This window comes from Pontixanthobacter luteolus, assembly GCF_947494915.1.
Lineage (GTDB): Bacteria > Pseudomonadota > Alphaproteobacteria > Sphingomonadales > Sphingomonadaceae > Pontixanthobacter > Pontixanthobacter luteolus.
In genome coordinates this window covers 1398461-1414950 of record NZ_CANLWR010000001.1, presented here as the reverse complement: position 1 = coordinate 1414950, position 16490 = coordinate 1398461, and the positions used below count along the sequence as shown (strand labels likewise).

Below are 16490 nucleotides of genomic sequence, written 5' to 3'. Positions count from 1 at the left end.
TTACTTGCGGCTCCCCGGCTTGGTCACCGGCACGGCGGCCAGTTCGGCGGGGATCTCACCTTCCGCATAGGTGGGGAAGTTGATCTCGATCAACGCATGATAGGGAACGTCGAATTCGACATCGCCGACCGACCGGTTGACGATGGAGGCCAGCGCCAGCACTTCGCCGCCGGCATCTTCCACCGCTTTCATTGCCTCTTTCGATGAAAGACCGGTGGTGACCACGTCTTCGACCACGATCACCTTCTCGCCCGGCTTCAGGCCGAATCCCCGGCGAAATCCGAACGTGCCATCGGGGCGTTCGAGGAACATCGCTTCCTTGCCCAGTGCGCGGCCCATTTCGTGGCCGATAATGATGCCGCCCATCGCAGGCGAGACGACCGTGTCGATCTCAGCGCGCAGTTCGCGCGGCAGTTTGGCGGCAAGGGCGGCTGCGAGTCGGCTGGCCCGCATCGGGTCCATTAACACGCGCGCGCATTGAAGATAATGTGCGCTGTGACGACCGGAGGACAATTTGAAATGCCCTTCCAGCAGCGCTTCACTGGCGCGAAACTCGGACAAAACTTCTTCTTCAGTCATGGTGATTTACCGGTGATCCCATTGCTCATTGCCCCAAAGACAACATTGGTTGCGGATTTTTCTCCTAGAAGCGCTTGAGGCAGGGGGCAACCATGCGTATAGGCGCGGCTGAAAAGTCCCTGAACGGGATGGTTTGGGCTGCTTGCCGCAGTCCACAAATGAAAACGGAAAGCGTCAACGCATGAATTTCGGTGATCTGCCCAAAGGGGCAATGCGAACGATAACCACACTCTGGATGGCAGCAATGCTTGCGCTGGCACCTCAGGCTGCCGCAGCACAGGATGTGGCCGCAGCTGACACTGTCGAAGTGGCTGATGCCTCTGCCGATGTTGCTGCGACGACCGAAGCTGCCGACGCCGGTGCTGGCTACACGCCGCTCGGCCCCGACATGATCAAGGGGCAGCCGGAGCCGGGTGCGATCGATTTCCAGCCGCAATACACCGACGATGGTGAGTTCGCATACAAGATGCACACCTATCTGCTGGTTCCGGTCATCACCGTGATCAGCCTGTTCGTCCTTGGTCTGTTGCTGTGGGTTGTGGTTCGCTATCGCCGTGCCAAGAACCCTGTACCTTCGAAAACGACGCACAACACGCTGATTGAAGTCGTGTGGACGCTGGTCCCGGTTCTGGTGCTGGTCGCCATTGCCATCCCGTCTATCACTCTGCTGGCGCGGCAGTATGAAACCCCGCCGGAAGACGCCGTCACCATCAAGGCAATCGGTTATCAGTGGTATTGGGGTTATGCATATCCCGACAATGGCGGTTTCGAAGTTATCTCGAACATGATGCCTGAAGAAGACGCGATTGCTGCTGGTCTTCCTGCGCAGCTGGCAGTCGATAACCGCATGGTTGTTCCGGCAAATACACCGCTGCGCATTCAGACAACCGGTGCAGATGTGATCCACTCATTCGCTGTCCCGTCGCTCTGGTTCAAGATCGACGCTGTGCCTGGCCGCCTCAACGAACGTCTTCTGACGATCAAGGAGCCGGGCATCTATTACGGTCAGTGTTCCGAGCTTTGCGGTGCGCGTCATGGTTACATGCCGATCGCTGTTGAAGCGCTCCCGCGCGATCAGTGGGAAGCCTGGGTGCTGTCGAAAGGCGGCACGATTGGCGAAGAAGCTGAAATTGCGGTAGAAGACGCGCAATCGGCTGAAGATGCTGCCGAAGCTGGCGATGCTGAAGGTGTTGCTGCAGCGAACGCCGCCGCAGCTGCTGAATAAGCCCGAACGAATTTCAAAGAAGGTCTAGAGAAAAGCCATGGCAACCACAGCCGAAAATTTCCCGGTCCACAGTGAAGATCACGGGCATGATGCAGATCACAAGCCCGGTTTCTTCGCGCGCTGGTTCATGTCAACCAACCACAAGGATATCGGTACGCTCTACCTGATCTTCGCGATCTTCGCGGGTATCATCGGTGGTGCCATTTCCGGTATCATGCGTGCCGAACTGGCAGAGCCTGGCATTCAGGTTCTTGGCGGTGTTGTCACCATGCTTGGCGGCGAAGCGGCCTTCGACCAGAACCTGCACATGTGGAACGTGCTGATCACTGCCCACGGCCTGATCATGGTCTTCTTCATGGTCATGCCGGCGATGATCGGCGGCTTCGGTAACTGGTTCGTTCCGATCATGATCGGTGCGCCTGACATGGCGTTCCCTCGCATGAACAACATCTCGTTCTGGCTCACCGTTGCCGGTTTCTGCAGCCTGCTTTTCTCCATGTTCGTGCCGGGCGGTACGGGTAATGGTGCGGGCACTGGCTGGACCGTCTATGCGCCGCTATCGACCAGCGGCTCTGCGGGGCCGGCAGTCGACTTTGCGATTTTCTCGCTCCACCTGGCGGGCGCAGGTTCGATCCTTGGTGCGACCAACTTCATCACCACCATCTTCAATATGCGCGCGCCGGGCATGACCCTGCATAAAATGCCGCTGTTCGTTTGGTCGGTGCTGGTCACTGCATTCCTGCTGCTGCTCGCGCTTCCCGTGCTTGCTGCTGCGATCACCATGCTGCTGACCGACCGTAATTTCGGAACCACCTTCTTCGATCCGGCTGGCGGCGGCGATCCCGTTCTCTACCAGCACCTGTTCTGGTTCTTCGGTCACCCTGAAGTTTACATCATGATCCTGCCGGGCTTCGGCATGGTCAGCCAGATCGTGGCCACCTTCAGCCGCAAGCCGGTGTTCGGCTATCTCGGCATGGCCTATGCCATGGTCGCAATCGGTGTCGTCGGCTTCATCGTGTGGGCTCACCACATGTACACCGTCGGTCTCGACGTGAACACGAAGATGTACTTCACCGCAGCGACGATGGTTATCGCGGTTCCGACCGGCGTGAAAATCTTCAGCTGGATCGCAACCATGTGGGGCGGTTCGCTTGAATTCAAATCGCCGATGGTCTGGTCGCTGGGCTTCATCTTCCTGTTCACCGTTGGCGGTGTGACCGGTGTGGTCCTCGCAAACGGCGGCGTTGATGACGCACTTCATGACACGTATTACGTTGTGGCTCACTTCCACTACGTGCTGTCGATGGGTGCGGTGTTCTCGCTCTTCGCGGGCTTCTACTACTGGTTCCCGAAAATGAGCGGCAAGATGCACAGCGAGTTTCTCTCGCACCTGCACTTCTGGACGTTCTTCATCGGCGTGAACGTAATCTTCTTCCCGCAGCACTTCCTGGGTATCCAGGGTATGCCGCGCCGTTATCCGGATTACACGGAAGCTTACGCCTACTGGAACGAGGTTTCCTCGATCGGCTACATCATCATGGCCGGTTCGATGGTGATCTTCTTCGTCAACCTTGCCTATGCATTCCTTGCAGGCCGCAAGGCGGGCGACAATCCATGGGGCGAAGGTGCAACGACGCTGGAATGGACACTGTCCTCACCGCCGCCGTTCCACCAGTTCGAAACTCTTCCGGTTATCGAGGATCACCACGATTACCACGATCACCGTCCGGCAACGGCATAAGCCAGTCGGAGCTTCCCCGAAGGAAGCGTGAATTTGAAAACGGGGAGGGGCGCGTCGGATACGGCGCGCCCCCCTTTATAGGAGCAAGCCGAGCAGGCAGCTTGAACATTTGATGCAACAGGCGAACCCAACATCCACACAGGCGCTGCCCGCCGACTGGCGCGATTTTTTCGCGCTGACGAAGCCGCGCGTGATGACTTTGGTGATTTTCACCGGTCTGTGCGGACTGCTGGCTGCGCCAGGATCCATCCATCCCGTCATCGGGTTTACCGCAATTTTCTGCATTGCCATCGGCGCTGGCGGTGCTGCTGCATTGAACCAGTGGTGGGAAGCGGATCTCGACGCGGGAATGAAGCGCACATCTGCCCGGCCGCTTCCGGCAGGCCGGATGCAACGCACCGATGCGCGCGATTTCGGCATCTTGCTTTCGGCTGCTTCGGTCGGGGTGATGGGGCTGGCCGTTGGCTGGCTGGCGGCGGGCATACTAGCCGTATCGATCGTCTATTACGCGGTTGTCTACACCATCTGGCTGAAGCCGCGGACCCCGCAGAACATCGTCATAGGCGGCGGAGCCGGCGCATTTCCACCCATGATTGGCTGGATCGCGGTAACAGGCGACATCACACTGATGCCGGTGCTGCTATTCGCAATCATCTTCATGTGGACCCCGCCGCATTTCTGGGCGCTCGCGCTGTTCGTGCAGAGCGATTACGCCAAGGTCGGCATTCCCATGATGCCGGTTGTCAAAGGGGAGGCTTCGACCCGCAAGCAGATTTTCGTTTACAGCGTTCTGTTGGTTCCCCTCGCAGCCACCCCGTGGTTTATCGGCGGCACGACCGCTGTTTATGGTATAACTGCGCTGGCCTTGTCGCTCATGTTCTTGGCGCTCGCCGTCCCGGTCAGCTTTCGCCGTTCTGTTGAGGGCGACACGATGAAACCGGAAAAGCGCCTGTTTGCCTTCAGTATCATCTATCTTTTCGCCCTGTTCACCGCGCTGGTGGCGGACAGGCTAGCATTTTATCAGGGATTCATCGCATGACACCCGAAGAACAGGAAGAAATCACCAAGCGCCGCAAAGGCCGCAACATCGCAGTTGGTGCTGTGCTGCTGTTTTTCGTGGTTCTGTTTTACGCCATTACAATTGTGAGAATGGGAGACTGACGATGTCGACTGTCGCGCTCGAACAGAAGAACCTGAAGGTCGCGATCTATGCTTTTGCCGGCGCGCTCGCGATGCTCGGACTGGGATATGCCGCGGTACCGCTATATGATTTGTTCTGCCGCGTAACTGGTTTTGGCGGGACTACGCAGCAAGCGACAGAGGCTGATGCCGACATTGCCGCGCGATTGGCGCAAAGTGCGGGCGCGCGCGAAATTTCGATCCGGTTCGATGCGACGACCGCTGCCGACATGCCGTGGACATTCAAACCGGCTCAGGTCACCGACAAGGTCCAGATCGGGCAGCGCGACCTTGCGTTCTACACTGCAAAAAACAACAGCAATGTGCCGATCACCGGTACCGCGACATTCAATGTCGAACCCGAACAGACCGGTGCCTATTTCAACAAAATCCAGTGTTTCTGTTTCACCGAGCAGACCCTGCAACCGGGCGAAGAAATCCGTATGCCGGTCCTGTATTATGTCGACCCGGCAATCCTGCAGGATGAAAATGCCAAGGACGTCGAACAGATCACTTTGAGTTACACATTCCACAAGGCGGCCCAGGGCGCGGCGGTTCAAGGCGAAAAAGCTGCCCAAAAACCTGAATCCTGAGGCTGGACCTGCGGCCCGCAGATGATTAAGGGCATCCCATCAATCTCGGCGCACCGTATGGCAAAGGCGCTCTGACAGGACGAGAATTTCCATGGCTGGTACGAAAAACCACGATTATCACATTCTGGCTCCCGACATCTGGCCCCTGATTGGCTCGGTTTCGGCACTGACTTTCACCACCGGCATGGTTTTCTACATGCACGAGATGGCTAACGCCTATCTGGTGCTCGGCCTTGGTATCGCAGGCCTCATCGCCACGTTCTTCAGCTGGTTCAGCAACATCGTTCGTGAAGCGCAAGGCGGCGATCATACGCCAGTTGTCCAGCTTCACATGCGTTACGGCATGATCCTGTTCATCGCGTCGGAAGTCATGTTCTTCGTCGGTTGGTTCTGGAGCTGGTTCGACTTCTCGCTGTTTCCGTTCCCGATCGAATATGTCGATGGAGCGGTAATTTCGCGCTTCGGCGAAGATGGCGCTGCGGCGATCGCACAGTGGCCGCCAAAGGGTCTCGAAGTTCTCAATGCCTTCGATCTCCCGCTGCTTAACACGCTGATCCTGCTCTGCTCGGGCACCACCGTAACCTGGGCGCACCACTCGCTGATCCACGGTGATCGCGATGGCCTCAAGAAAGGTCTGTGGGCGACCATCGCACTTGGCGCGTTGTTCACTGCAATTCAGGCATACGAATATTCGCACGCTCTGGGTGCTTTTGGCTTCGGTCAGAGCAACTACAGCTCGGCTTTCTACATGGCGACCGGCTTCCACGGTTTTCACGTTCTGATCGGCACGATCTTCCTGATCGTCTGCCTGGTCCGTACCTACAAGGGTCACTTTACCCCGCGTCAGCACTTCGGTTTCGAAGCTGCGGCATGGTACTGGCACTTCGTTGACGTCGTATGGCTGTTCCTGTTCATCGCCGTCTACGTCTGGGGTGGCTGGGGCGCCGAAATTCACTAATGTCTTCGGAAGTTCCGGAGAAAACGAAGGGGCAGCCGTCCATTGGACAGGCTGCCCTTTTCGGTTTGTGCCCGCAATGCGGTTCGAAAACGCTGTTTGAAGGCGTTGCTCAGTTCTCGCCGAAATGCAGTTCCTGCCAGCTTGATTTTACCCGCTTCAATGTCGGCGATGGTCCGGCAGGTTTCCTGACCCTGATAATTGGCGCAATTATCGTTGGCCTCGCCCTGTGGCTGGAAGTTTCCCTGGCGCCTCCATTTTGGGTTCACGCGATGATCTGGACGCCGATCACCTTTGCAGCAGTGATTCTTGGTCTGCGCGCTGCCAAGGCTGCGCTTCTCTACGCAGAATATGATCGGAACGCCGGCGAAGCGGGGCGCGGAGAATGAACTTGCGGTCCCTCCCGGTTTTGCCGAGCCTGATCGTGGCGGCTGCAGTTGCCGCCATGATTGCGCTGGGTTTCTGGCAATTGGGCAGGGCGGACGAGAAAGAAGCGCTGCTGGCCAGTTACCGCAATGTTCCGCAGGATGCCGCTCCGGTCGAATATCCTCTGACGGACGAGGGGATCGAGCAGAACCTCTACCGGGCAACGACAGTCCAGTGCGGAGAGGTGGTTTCAAAACGCGACATCGTCGGCACCAACAGTGTGGGGGTCAAAGGCTGGGCGCACCTCGCGACCTGCCGACTTGCCAGTGCAGGCGAAGGCGCTGACGAAGCAGAAATCGCCCTTGGTTGGTCGCGGACACCGCAAGGCCCCGATTGGGCGGGCGGCGAAGTAACCGGCATTCTGGCGCCCGGCGGCAAGATTGTTGCCGATCCGCCCCTTGCGGGACTTGGCCCGCTGGCAAAGCCCGATCCGGCCGACTTGCCGAACAATCACTTGTCCTACGCTGTGCAGTGGTTCCTGTTCGCGCTGACCGCGCTGGTTATCTTCATATTGGCAGTGCGCAAGAAGGCTGGCTAATACACGGTCCAGAGGCAAGCTATGGCCGGGTAAAGCGTGCCTCGCTTGCCCAGTCTGGCCGCTGCCGCTAACCGCGCAGAACGATGCAGTATATTTCGACACGAGGAAGCGCGCCGGCGCTCGATTTCGAAGGGGTAACCCTTGCAGGTCTGGCCAATGATGGCGGGCTGTATATCCCGGCTGAATGGCCACGCTTTTCTGAAAGCGAGATCGCTGCGATGGCGGGCCTGCCTTACGCCGAGCTTGCTGCGCGCATTATGACACCGTTCATTGGAGACAGCCTGTCGCAGGACAAGCTGCGCGAGTTATGCGCCGCGGCCTATGGCCGTTTTTCCCACGCCGCTGTGACCCCTCTCAAGCAGTTCGACGAACAGCAATGGTTGCTTGAACTGTTCCACGGCCCGACGCTGGCCTTCAAGGATGTCGCCCTGCAGATGCTGGGGCTGCTGTTCGAGACTTTCCTGTCGCGCAGCAATGATCACCTGACGATTGTCGGCGCGACCAGCGGTGATACCGGCTCTGCCGCGATTGACGCGGTTGCCGGGCGTGAGCGGATCGACATTTTCATGCTGCATCCCAGTTGGCGGGTCAGCGACGTGCAGCGCCGCCAGATGACCACGGTGCTCGCGCCCAATGTTCACAACATTGCCATCGATGGCAGCTTCGACGATGCGCAGGCCATGGTGAAGCGGATGTTCGGCGACAGCGAAATGAACGGCCGTTTCCGCATCACCGCAGTCAATTCGATCAACTGGGCCCGGTTGATGGCGCAGGTGGTATATTACTTTGCCGCCGCCCTGCAATTGGGTGCGCCGCAGCGCAAGGTCGCTTTCTCCGTCCCGACCGGCAATTTTGGCGATGTTTTCGCGGGCTATGTCGCGGCGAAGATGGGCCTGCCGATCGAACGTTTGATTGTGGCGACCAATGTGAACGACATTCTCCACCGCGCGCTGTCGGATGGTGACTATTCCGCTGGCAGCGTAACCCCAACCGCCGCACCGTCGATGGATATTCAAGTCAGTTCGAACTTTGAACGGCTGCTTTTCGATTGCGGCGGCCGCGACGGAACCGCGTTGGGCGAACAGATGCGCGCGTTTGAGCAAAGCAAGGCCATGCAGCTCACCAATTCGCAGCGTGAGGGAGCCTCCGGCCTGTTTACAAGTACCCGCGCAGGGGCAGATGACATGGCATCGGCAATGCGCTGGGCCAGCGACCATTGCGGCGAGATCATCGATCCGCACACCGCCATTGGCCTTTATGCTGCGCGCAGCACCGAACTGGCCAAGAATATCCCGGTAGTCACGCTTGCAACAGCGCATCCGGCGAAGTTCAGCGATGCTGTGGAACGCGCAACGGGAATGCGGCCTGCCTTGCCATCCCGCGTTGGCGACCTGTTCGCGCGCGAGGAGCGGTTTGACGAGCTGCCCGGCGATTATGATGCCGTTGCCGATTATGTGGCGCAGCGTGCGACCGAGTCCCGCTGATGGCCCAGCTGATTGAGCAGCCAAGCCTCCTCACCGGCGAATCGTGGGACGATTACGGTCTGGTCGATAGCGGTCACGGCCGCAAGATCGAGCGATACGGTCCATATCGCTTCATCCGCCCGGAACCGCAGGCAATGTGGCAACCGCGCTTCGAAGACTGGGATGCGCATGGCGAATTCATCCCGGGATCGGACGAAGATGGCGGCGGACGCTGGCATTACAGCAAACAGGTTCCAGAGGCTGGGTGGCCGATGATATGGCGCGATGTGTCCTTCACCGCGCAGTGCACCCCGTTTCGCCATCTGGGTTTCTTCCCCGACATGGCGCCTGTGTGGGACTGGATGCGCGGGCAGCTAGATGGGAAACCCGATGCCGAAACGCTCAACCTGTTCGGATATACCGGGGTTGGTTCGCTGGCCTTGTCGCAGTGCGGCAAGGTGACACACGTCGATGCGTCGAAGAAATCGGTCGCTCAGGCACGTGAGAATGCTGAGCTTGCCGGAATGGCTGACAGGCCGGTTCGCTGGCTGGTTGATGATGCAGCAAAGTTCACCGCGCGCGAGGTAAGGCGCGAACGCAGGTATGACGGGATCATCCTCGATCCGCCCAAGTTCGGGCGGGGGCCGAAAAGCGAAACCTGGCGTCTGGAGGAAGGGCTGCCCGATCTGGTGTCCGATTGCCGCCAGTTGCTCGATGCTGACAGCAGGTTCCTGTTCCTGACCGTTTATGCCGTGCGAATGTCCAGCCTGGCCCTTGCCGGATTGCTCGCGGAAAAATTCGCCGACCTGCCCGGCACGATCGAACACGGCGATCTGGCGGTCCGGGAAGAGGGCGAGGGCGGCAGGATGCTGCCAACCGCGATCTTCGCGCGCTGGTCGAATAAAGGCTAAGGAACCTTATGGCCGATTCGCTAATCTTGGAAGTTGCCGATCTGGAGCATGATGTTCTGACTGGCATCTACTCCGAAGAAACTGGCAAGCCCCAGCCGCTCCGCATTACCATTCAGGCGAAGATGAAGATCGCCGATCGCTATGATCCGGACACGCCGCTGGAAGCGAGCAAGAATTACATGGACCTGAAGTTTGCAGCGACCGATGCGCTGCCCGAAGGGGTGCATTTCAAACTGATCGAGGCGGTGGCTGATCATATCTGCGAAACCCTGTTCGTGCAGGATGACCGGGTGGAGGCAATCACGGTCAAGATCGTGAAACTCGCAATTGCAGAAGCGAACGAGAAAATCGGCATCACCATGACGCGCGAGAGGCGCTGATCGCAGTGCACGAACTGCTGCGGATAGAAACACTGCCTAATGAGGCACTCGATGCCGCGGCTGCTTTCACCCGCGAATATCTGACCAGCGCGCGGGAGACTTTGGCGGGCGGGGCTGATCTCACGATTGTCTTGCCGGGAGCGCCGTATGATCACCGCGACTGGCGCCGGGCCCTGGCCCGCGATCTGGCCCGGGCGCACGCCCCGGCGCGGATCAATATCATTGCCGGGTCCGATGACTTGCGCATTTCGGCCACGGCGGACTATCTCGCCAAGGCTCCGGGCGTGACAGGTCAGTATCTGGAACTGTCGCGCGATGAATGAAGCGCCGCTGCTGGACAGTTTCAACCGCCGGATCAGCTATCTGAGGCTTTCGGTCACTGACCGGTGCGACCTGCGCTGCACCTATTGTATGCCGCAAAAAATGACCTTCCTGCCAAAGGCCGAAGTGCTTTCGCTGGAGGAGCTTCACACCCTTGCGATGGGATTTGTGGAGCGCGGGGTTGATCGCATCCGCCTGACCGGCGGCGAACCTTTGGTCAGGCGCGGGATCATGTCTCTGGTCGGGTCTATGTGCGGGCAGATCGGCAAGGGGCTGCGCGAGGTCACTCTCACCACAAATGGCACCCGGCTGAGCGAATTTGCCGCCGATCTGGCGAATGCCGGCGTGAGGCGCGTGAATGTTTCGCTCGATACGCTGGATGGAGCGATTTTTGAGCGGCTCACCCGGCGCTGCCGTTTGCATGATGTAGTGGCCGGGATCGACGCCGCTCTGTCCGCTGGGCTGAGTGTGAAAATCAATACCGTGGCGCTGAAGGGGATCAATGAGCATGAAATCCCTGCGCTGATCGAGTGGGCGCATTCTCGTGGGTGCGACATCACCCTGATCGAAACTATGCCGCTTGGTGTGGTCGATGAAGACAGGACCGATCATTATCTTCCGTTACCCGGAGTGGTGCGCCAGCTCGAAGATCGCTGGGCACTGGCTCCGTCTCAGTACAAGACTGGCGGACCTGCCCGGTATTACGACATCAACGCGACCGGCGGCAGACTGGGAGTGATTACTCCGCTGACGGAGAATTTCTGCGCCGGTTGCAACCGCGTCAGGGTAACGGCGACCGGTCAGCTTTTCCCATGCCTCGGCGGGCGCGAACAAGTGGATCTGCGTGCGGCGCTACGGTCGCAGAACCCTGCAGAAGAGCTATCACGGGCGCTTGATACAGCGATGCACATCAAACCTGAGCGGCATAATTTCCGCATAGGCGATGCTGAGACTGAGCCGGCACTTGCCCGCCATATGTCGATGACGGGCGGGTAGAATGGCGGTTCGGATTCTCTTCCTTGGCCCATTGGCTGATATTGCCGGCAGGCAGGAGCTGGCTGCACCTGCGCCGCTCGACTGGGCCGGACTGCTCGCGCTGGTCGGTGCAGAAGTTGCCGATCAGATCGCCGAAGACCGTGTGAACGTCGCCTGCGGCGGGAGAGTTCTATCGGACAAGCGCACTCTCGCAGCGCAGGACGGCGATGAAGTCGCGCTTTTGCCGCCGGTCAGCGGCGGATAGCTGCATGGCATTGCGCGACGTCAGGCTGGTGGCCGAGCCATTCGATTCGGCCGAACTTGTGGAGCGCGCATTCAGCGAAGTCCCCGACACTGGCGGTGTTTGCACTTTTACCGGCATGGTTCGGCGCAGCGGCGGTGTCGAGGCACTTGAGCTGACGCATTATGAACCGCTCACCCTGCCGGGGATGCATGATCTGGCGGATGCTGCCATTACGCGATTCGATTTGCTGGGCCTGCTGATGGTTCACCGGATCGGGCAGATGGTGCCGGGGGACGATATCGTGTGCGTGTCTGCCGCAGCGATGCATCGCCGCGATGCGATTGATGCGGCCGATTTTTGCATGGACCATCTGAAAAGCGCAGCATGGTTCTGGAAACGCGAAAAACGCTCCGACGGCTGGCACTGGATCGAGCCGCGACCCAGCGATCATGCAAGCCTCGCCCGCTGGAAATAATGCGCACAATTAGCCAAGCTGATTCGATCCTTTGATTCAGATCAAAGCGTGATCCCGGCGCACGGTTCACAAAGGTCTCCGACGCAAAGGAGCCTATCATGTCCAAATACAGCACTCGCGAACTCGTTGCCGACAAGGCCATTGTCCGTGAAGAGATCGCCATCTCTGCCTCGGCTGTTCCCGAGGCGGACCGCAGTTTCAATCTTCCAACCGGCCTATATGTCGCGACCGCTGGATCCTATTTCGCATTTCTCGGCATCATGTCGGTCGGGTTTTCCACACCCGGCCTGATCCTGCCAATCGGGATCATGGTTGTCTTGCTGACGGCGTTTTTTGGCATCGCGACCATCTTTGTGCGGACCGACCCCGCAGCCCGTGCGAAGATCATGCGCTTAGGCCAGCTGCGCAGCCGCGGTGTGATGACCCACACTGGCAGACTGTCGATGAAGGATGTGGCGATCCAGATGCTGATTCTTCCGGTCCTGATTGTCATGTGGGGTCTGACAGTCGTGACCATAGCTGCGCTGGTGTGATTAAGAGGAAAGATCACTCATGAAGCGCAGCCGCGCGGGGTCGACAATCTCGATCCCGCGCGAGCCGTTTTTGACGATCACGCCGGTTTTTTCCAATTTGGATAATTGCCGGCTGACCGTTTCGATAGTGACCCCGAGAAGGTTAGCAATCTCGCCGCGGGTCAGCGGCAATTCGAATCGCTGGGCCGGATGACAGGGCGAATCGCTCGCTGCCTGAGCCAGAGCCATAATAAGCGTGGCGATTTTCTCTTCAGCGCTGTTCTTGCCTGCCATCGCCAGCAATTCCCGTGATGCGTGCAAATCCTCCTGCGCACGGCGGAGCAGCGCCCGGGCCAGGGCGGGGTGCTGATCAAGCGCGTTTTCCATATCTCCGCGGCCAAACAGGCACAGCCTGCTTTCGCCCAGCGCAACAACGTCATAATCGGAAAACGGGCGGAACAACTCGCCGATGAAACCGGCAGGGTGGATCAGCGCAAGTATCCGCTCGTTTCCTTCACTGTCGATCCGGGTAACTTTCAGCGCGCCGGTCAGAAGGGTAGCGCATGCATTGCCTTCGTCACCTGCATGAAACAGCGTATCGCCGCGCTTCAGATCGACATGCCGGCCTGATTTGGAAAGCGTGTCGCGGTCAGCCTCGGACAATACTGAGCAGGCAGCACGGTCGCGTACTGGGCAGGTCGCGCAGGCAAGGCTCATTGCGCGCCGCCGCGAAGTTCCGCGAGAACTGCATCCTCTTCGCGGACCATGGCTAATACCTTGTCCCGTGCCTGTGCAATCTGGCCCCGTTCGACAAAATCGAGAGTCGCGTCGGTAAAGATGAGGTCGAGGTCGCCCAAGGCAATTGCGGTGAGGCTCCTGATCGAATCGAGGTCTGCCAGAGCAACTTGCGCGCTCGCCCATGAATTGCTTGCGACTGCTGCATTCCTGCCAGACCTAACCGCACCGCGCGCGTCGGGGGCTGCGGCGAGGAAACGCTGATGGGATTCACGGGCGGAGCTTTCAAGCGCGGCAATGCGGCCTATAAGATCGCCAGGTAATGGGGACGGGGCCATTTGGACTGCATCCACTCCGCCTACCGGCAGAGTCCCCGATACCCGCTCGGCATCGCGGATAGCGAGCGAGGGGTAGGTCTTGCCTGAAGACGCGCATCCAGCGGCGCAGAGCGCCAGAGGCAAAAGTGTGATCGCTGCTGTTCGACTAGACATCGGCCTTGCCTTAGCACGCAATCCCCGGCTTTCCATCCAGAGAGTGCCGCTGGTTGCAGCAGATCGTGAAAAAAGCAGGCCTGAAAACGTTGACTTGAGCGGGGCTATCCCTTAACGGCACCTTTCTTTCCGGCAGGCCCGCCATTTCGGCGGCTTTTCGGGTGCGCCGTACTCATGATGGGTGCGGCACTGCAGATAAATTGAAAGTGACAAAACCATGTTCGCAGTAGTGCGCACTGGCGGCAAACAGTACCGGGTTGCCGCAGGAGACAAGATCGCAGTTGAAAAGCTGGCTGGTGAAGCTGGCGATACCGTTACCCTGGGTGACGTGCTGCTTGCCGGTGAAGGCGATTCGATCGCTGATGCTTCCAAGGTTTCGGTTTCGGCTGAAATCATTGCGCAGGCCAAGAGCGAAAAGGTCGTCGTTTTCAAGAAGCGCCGCCGCCATAACTACCGCCGCAAGGCTGGTCACCGTCAGCAGATGACCCTGCTTCGCATCACCGACGTTGGTGAAGGTTCGAAGAAGGCTGCGACGAAGAAGGCCGCTCCAAAGAAGGAAGCTTCTGAAGAGACCAAGGCTCCGGCTAAGAAGGCTGCTCCCAAGAAGGAAGCCGCTGAGAAGAAGGCTCCTGCAAAGAAGCCTGCTGCCAAGAAGGCGCCCGCTAAGAAAGCGGACTAAGACAAGTTTCGAAAGAGTAAGAGACAATGGCACATAAAAAAGCAGGTGGTTCATCCCGCAACGGTCGCGACTCAGCAGGTCGCCGCCTTGGTGTGAAGAAATTCGGTAGCCAGGAAGTGATTCCGGGCAACATTATCGTGCGCCAGCGTGGCACCAAGTTCTATCCGGGCACCAATGTCGGAATGGGCAAGGACCACACGCTCTTCGCCCTCGAAGGCGGTCGCGTGCGATTCCACTCAGGTAAACAAGGCCGCAAATACGTGTCCGTGGACATGATGGCCGAAGCCGCCGAATAACTGGATAGTTCACTGACAGGGCTATCCGACAGGATGGTCCGCCGAACACTCGGCAACTCCAGAGGGAGATCGGATCATCCGGTCTCCCTCTTGTCGTATCTCCCTCACGAACCGGCGAAAATTGCTTTCGCCGCAATGTGAATGTCACGCATCATGCTTAGGGGGCTGGTGCGGGGCCTTGAGGAGAAGACGCCATGTTCCATCGCACTGAACGGCTGTTTCTACGGCCAGCCTGGCCCGAGGATTGGGAAGAGATCTATCGCGGCATGGCTGATCAACAGGTCGTGATGAACCTCGCCACCGCGCCGTGGCCCTATACGGCAGAGGACGCCCGCAATTTCGCCGCGCGCAAGCAGGATGGTTTTCTGCCCAGTTTCGTGGTCACTTTGCCCGAAGCAGGTCTCATCGGTGGGGCGGGAATCGGCATTGGTGACGATACCGGCAATGTCCAGCTCGGCTATTGGATCGCACGCGAATGGTGGGGCAAGGGTTTCGCGACAGAGGCGGCCCGTTCCCTGCTGCAGATCGCAGGCACGCTTGGACACAAGCGTATCACGGCATCACATTTCATCGATAACCCTGCCTCGGGCAAGGTTCTGCGGAAAGCGGGTTTCACACCGACTGGCCGAATCCGGCCCGCATATAGCCTTGCCCGCGGTCGGCGCGATCCGGTGGCCTGTTTTGAGGCGAAGCTTGACGGAGACGATGATATCGGTCCGCAAGACATGAAACAGGCCGCCTGATGTTTCACAAATGACAAAGCCCCCGACCGTGAGGCCGGGGGCTTTTTCGTAAGTCCTAAAGGGGATTGTTACTCAGCAGGCATCAGTGCGTCTGCAAATTCGCCTTCATATTTCTGGATCAGTTCGCGGTCGTCATGATCCCATGGGTGGAAGCCCGGTTTGAAATAGGCGAGCCATGCCGGGAAAATCCGGCGAACGACACCGGGAGTGACTGTCAGGTATTTGAACAGACCCCAGCGCGCCTTCCATCCAGTGATACCGTCCTGCGCAAGCAGGTTCAGCGAGTCTTTCCAGCGGTTCTTGAAGAACCGGCCAGTCACCGAAACCATCACCAGACTGCGAACTTTCCAGCGCTGCCAGTCGGACCAATCCTTGGTCGCATGGTTCCAGGTGTCATACGCCACGCCTTTATGCTCGACTTCCTCGACCGAGTGCCAGCGCCACATGTCGCGCACTTCCGGATCGGCATTTTCAAAATGCTTGGGGTTGGCGAGGAATTCGTGCGCCATCATCGCGGTGTAATGCTCCAGCGCCATCGTCACAGCCAGATTGGCGATCGCCGGACGGTCCTTTGTCAGGTCGAGCATTTCTTTCACGCGCTGATCGATTGCCTTGATGTCGTAACCCGCATTTTCAGCTAGTTTGTTGAAGGCAATGTGTTCGCGGGTGTGGTTGATTTCCTGCTTTACGAAAGCGCGGATTTCTTCGGCCAGTTTCGGCTCGGCGCCTTCGCGGTGTGCCTTTACGGCTTCGATGAAGAAAGCCTCTCCGCGAGGGAAAGTCGCCGAAAGAGCGTTGTGCCAAGCGGTTCCGAACGCATCGCCGGCCCACCAACGGTTTGGCGTCGTTTCACGATTGAAGCGTTCGTCCCGGACCACGATGTCGAGGTCGTTAGGTGTCGGGCTGCGTTTTGTCGCATCCAGATTGATCTTGGCAGGGGCGTTCAAGGCAAACTCCATTGATAACTGACATTGATGTAAGTAGCCCTTACTTACATCAATGTCAATAAGGATTGGTTGCGCTTGAGAC

The 16490-nt window shown here is 58.7% G+C and carries 23 protein-coding genes; 19 read left to right on the top strand and 4 right to left on the bottom strand.

What is annotated here, in order from left to right:
• Complete coding sequence (pyrE, locus tag PO778_RS06895; protein WP_271439034.1) at window positions 1–579, bottom strand: orotate phosphoribosyltransferase; 579 nt, start codon at window positions 577–579, stop codon at window positions 1–3.
• 181 nt (window positions 580–760) lie between these two features.
• Here pyrE and coxB point away from each other — a divergent pair, with 181 nt between their 5' ends.
• The 16 genes from coxB (at window position 761) to PO778_RS06815 (ending at window position 12538) form a co-directional block, all read left to right on the top strand.
• The gene (gene coxB, locus PO778_RS06890) at window positions 761–1804 is read left to right on the top strand and encodes a cytochrome c oxidase subunit II (protein WP_271439033.1); all 1044 of its coding nucleotides are present in this window, start codon (window positions 761–763) and stop codon (window positions 1802–1804) included.
• 37 nt (window positions 1805–1841) lie between these two features.
• Complete coding sequence (ctaD, locus tag PO778_RS06885) at window positions 1842–3545, top strand: cytochrome c oxidase subunit I (protein ID WP_160730198.1); 1704 nt, start codon at window positions 1842–1844, stop codon at window positions 3543–3545.
• Window positions 3546–3657: 112 nt separating this feature from the next.
• On the top strand, window positions 3658–4584 hold the full coding sequence (locus PO778_RS06880; RefSeq protein ID WP_271439032.1) for a heme o synthase: 927 nt from the start codon (window positions 3658–3660) through the stop codon (window positions 4582–4584).
• On the top strand, window positions 4581–4706 hold the full coding sequence (locus tag PO778_RS06875; RefSeq protein WP_268893572.1) for a cytochrome c oxidase system small membrane protein: 126 nt from the start codon (window positions 4581–4583) through the stop codon (window positions 4704–4706). Before PO778_RS06880 ends, PO778_RS06875 begins: the two co-directional genes overlap by 4 nt.
• 2 nt (window positions 4707–4708) lie before the next feature.
• The gene (locus PO778_RS06870) at window positions 4709–5317 is read left to right on the top strand and encodes a cytochrome c oxidase assembly protein (RefSeq protein ID WP_160730196.1); all 609 of its coding nucleotides are present in this window, start codon (window positions 4709–4711) and stop codon (window positions 5315–5317) included.
• Between the two features lie 91 nt (window positions 5318–5408).
• A complete protein-coding gene (locus PO778_RS06865; protein ID WP_160730195.1) occupies window positions 5409–6275 on the top strand; it encodes a cytochrome c oxidase subunit 3 in 867 nt (288 codons plus the stop codon).
• A complete protein-coding gene (locus PO778_RS06860) occupies window positions 6275–6661 on the top strand; it encodes a DUF983 domain-containing protein (protein WP_271439031.1) in 387 nt (128 codons plus the stop codon). Before PO778_RS06865 ends, PO778_RS06860 begins: the two co-directional genes overlap by 1 nt.
• Complete coding sequence (locus PO778_RS06855) at window positions 6658–7236, top strand: SURF1 family protein (protein WP_271439030.1); 579 nt, start codon at window positions 6658–6660, stop codon at window positions 7234–7236. Before PO778_RS06860 ends, PO778_RS06855 begins: the two co-directional genes overlap by 4 nt.
• Window positions 7237–7319: 83 nt before the next feature.
• Window positions 7320–8720, top strand: a complete 1401-nt coding sequence (thrC, locus tag PO778_RS06850) for a threonine synthase (protein WP_271439029.1) — start codon at window positions 7320–7322, stop codon at window positions 8718–8720.
• The gene (locus tag PO778_RS06845) at window positions 8720–9610 is read left to right on the top strand and encodes a class I SAM-dependent methyltransferase (RefSeq protein WP_271439028.1); all 891 of its coding nucleotides are present in this window, start codon (window positions 8720–8722) and stop codon (window positions 9608–9610) included. Before thrC ends, PO778_RS06845 begins: the two co-directional genes overlap by 1 nt.
• A gap of 8 nt (window positions 9611–9618) precedes the next feature.
• The gene (locus PO778_RS06840) at window positions 9619–9990 is read left to right on the top strand and encodes a dihydroneopterin aldolase (RefSeq protein ID WP_160730190.1); all 372 of its coding nucleotides are present in this window, start codon (window positions 9619–9621) and stop codon (window positions 9988–9990) included.
• A 5-nt stretch (window positions 9991–9995) separates the two neighbouring features.
• Entirely contained in the window at window positions 9996–10313 is a 318-nt protein-coding gene (locus PO778_RS06835) for a Rossmann fold domain-containing protein (protein WP_271439027.1), read from the top strand.
• The gene (gene moaA / locus PO778_RS06830) at window positions 10306–11307 is read left to right on the top strand and encodes a GTP 3',8-cyclase MoaA (RefSeq protein WP_271439026.1); all 1002 of its coding nucleotides are present in this window, start codon (window positions 10306–10308) and stop codon (window positions 11305–11307) included. The genes PO778_RS06835 and moaA overlap by 8 nt, the downstream gene beginning before the upstream one ends.
• Window positions 11308–11338: 31 nt before the next feature.
• Entirely contained in the window at window positions 11339–11551 is a 213-nt protein-coding gene (locus PO778_RS06825; RefSeq protein ID WP_271439025.1) for a MoaD/ThiS family protein, read from the top strand.
• A 4-nt stretch (window positions 11552–11555) separates the two neighbouring features.
• Entirely contained in the window at window positions 11556–12005 is a 450-nt protein-coding gene (locus PO778_RS06820; RefSeq protein ID WP_438944382.1) for a molybdenum cofactor biosynthesis protein MoaE, read from the top strand.
• A 98-nt stretch (window positions 12006–12103) separates the two neighbouring features.
• Window positions 12104–12538 (top strand): hypothetical protein, encoded by a 435-nt coding sequence (locus PO778_RS06815; RefSeq protein ID WP_271439024.1) that lies wholly within the window; start codon window positions 12104–12106, stop codon window positions 12536–12538.
• On the opposite strand, the gene PO778_RS06810 is transcribed toward PO778_RS06815, so the two are convergent.
• On the bottom strand, window positions 12539–13234 hold the full coding sequence (locus PO778_RS06810; protein WP_160730184.1) for a Crp/Fnr family transcriptional regulator: 696 nt from the start codon (window positions 13232–13234) through the stop codon (window positions 12539–12541).
• Window positions 13231–13743, bottom strand: coding sequence for a hypothetical protein (locus PO778_RS06805; RefSeq protein WP_271439023.1), 513 nt, complete (start codon window positions 13741–13743; stop codon window positions 13231–13233). The genes PO778_RS06810 and PO778_RS06805 overlap by 4 nt, the downstream gene beginning before the upstream one ends.
• Before the next feature lie 217 nt (window positions 13744–13960).
• Between PO778_RS06805 and rplU the strand changes: the two genes are divergently transcribed.
• The 3 genes from rplU to PO778_RS06790 all read left to right on the top strand — a co-directional run bounded on the left by rplU (window position 13961) and on the right by PO778_RS06790 (window position 15461).
• On the top strand, window positions 13961–14422 hold the full coding sequence (rplU, locus tag PO778_RS06800) for a 50S ribosomal protein L21 (RefSeq protein WP_160730182.1): 462 nt from the start codon (window positions 13961–13963) through the stop codon (window positions 14420–14422).
• A gap of 26 nt (window positions 14423–14448) precedes the next feature.
• Window positions 14449–14718, top strand: a complete 270-nt coding sequence (gene rpmA, locus PO778_RS06795) for a 50S ribosomal protein L27 (RefSeq protein ID WP_160730181.1) — start codon at window positions 14449–14451, stop codon at window positions 14716–14718.
• A 194-nt stretch (window positions 14719–14912) separates the two neighbouring features.
• Window positions 14913–15461, top strand: a complete 549-nt coding sequence (locus PO778_RS06790; RefSeq protein ID WP_271439022.1) for a GNAT family N-acetyltransferase — start codon at window positions 14913–14915, stop codon at window positions 15459–15461.
• A gap of 68 nt (window positions 15462–15529) precedes the next feature.
• Here the strand turns inward: PO778_RS06790 and PO778_RS06785 are convergent, their stop codons facing one another.
• Entirely contained in the window at window positions 15530–16408 is an 879-nt protein-coding gene (locus PO778_RS06785) for a metal-dependent hydrolase (protein WP_235903620.1), read from the bottom strand.
• Window positions 16409–16490 lie beyond the last annotated feature (82 nt).